Consider the following 1534-nt stretch of genomic DNA (forward strand, 5'->3'; position numbering starts at 1 on the left):
GCGTCTAAAAAGTGGACTATGCCAATAAGGAATTGGAAACCCGCCTTAAATCGCTTTATAATCGAATTTGAGGAGCAACTAGCTCCCCATATCTAACGGGCATTTACACAGTTTGTTTTACACCCTCTATGGCTGAAATTAAAGCTTCCGTAATCGCTGTAACTTCCACATATCCTTCATCATTTAAATAGTATTGTTTCTATATCAAGATCACCAATCACCAACTGGCAATTGATGTTTTTAAATCTTAGGGTTAGAATCATATTCAGGTTTTAGTCGAAACCTGCTACCCACATCAGCAAACCCGAATAGGACGACTTTTACTTCCAATCATTACGCTATGGTTTTTCTTTACGACCTCGGCAGTGGGTACCGTTTTCGTCATAAAGGAGAAACATATGATCCCAAGAATCGTAACATCAGTCCAAATTGAAAAATTCAAGCAAAAGGCTCGTGAAATCAAACGAGAGCAGAATATTCCCCATACAGAAGCGTTAGAAGTAATTGCTAAAAGATGTGGCTTTGATCATTGGCATCAAGTTACTTTGTGTAATGCACCCTGTAAAGCATCTGACCTAGCTATTAGCAAGGGATGTGTTTTAGCATTCGACTTCAAAGAGGCTGAAGAAATAGGTTTTGATGATGAGCTATTAATCTATGACTCATATCTTGAGCTTGCAATTAAACCCAAAATGCTTGAGATATATTCTAATTTGGTTGATGAAGATGATGAATTAGGTCACCTTAATAAAGAGTCTTTATCACCTGAAGAACTGTATGAGTATGGTGAAGAGTTTGCTAGTGATTTTCGCTATTTTAGGTTGCCGGAGAACTTGGGTGGTTCATCCTTAAAGGAAGTGCTTGAATTGCTTAAAGGGGAAGTATTTTGGAAGCCGATATATATATGGTTACAAGGTACTGCGGTTGATCTTTATCATCTTCCTGCTGAAGATGAAAATGGTAAAATTGTTGGTATTCGTTTTTAGGATTGCTATTTACAGCTAATTTTAAAATATATCTTTAATAATAATCACCAATACAACAGAGCGTAGCTTCGCGAGCATCTGTTGTATTGGTGATTATATAATAGTTAATTTCATTTCAATTAAAATTCAATAAATCCCATCAAGACTTGTTCAGCATAAACAGCTCTGGCGTAGAAATCTTAATAAGTTATATCGCAAGTTCACATCATTATTACCGACACAACCAGCCAGTTTCAATTCCTGCTGAAATTTACAGGTATGAATTTACCTTGTTCATGCCGTTATTTTTATTGCCTTTCTATAAAGCAAAATAACGGGCGTTAATTTCTCGACATTCTCTTAACCAACGGGTAGTTAATTTCAACACGGGAAGACAGTAGATGATTAATCTGGTGCATTCTAAGCTGTAAGTTCGTGGTGAATGTTTTGCTCTGTTGGTTTTCTTCGTATATCACAAAGCGTCAAGCTCCTTGCCTTATAAGCCTTTCAGCCTAGAGTGTCATTAGTACGTAGGGGACAAGATATAAACATCACACACATTTTTATAT

General features: G+C 36.6%; 1 protein-coding gene. It reads left to right on the forward strand.

Features of this window, described 5'->3' with window-relative positions:
- Positions 1 to 398 precede the first annotated feature (398 nt).
- Positions 399 to 986, forward strand: coding sequence for a plasmid-related protein (locus KSO91_RS17215; RefSeq protein WP_238744248.1), 588 nt, complete (start codon positions 399 to 401; stop codon positions 984 to 986).
- The last annotated feature ends 548 nt before the right edge of the window (positions 987 to 1534 follow it).

Origin of the sequence: Psychromonas antarctica (assembly GCF_022267535.1) — a bacterium.
GTDB classification, from domain to species: Bacteria; Pseudomonadota; Gammaproteobacteria; order Enterobacterales; family Psychromonadaceae; genus Psychromonas; species Psychromonas antarctica.

Excerpts from the sequence above, each read along its gene's own strand:
- KSO91_RS17215 (WP_238744248.1), top strand. The coding sequence starts at position 399 with ATGATCCCAAGAATCGTAACATCAGTCCAAATTGAAAAATTCAAGCAA.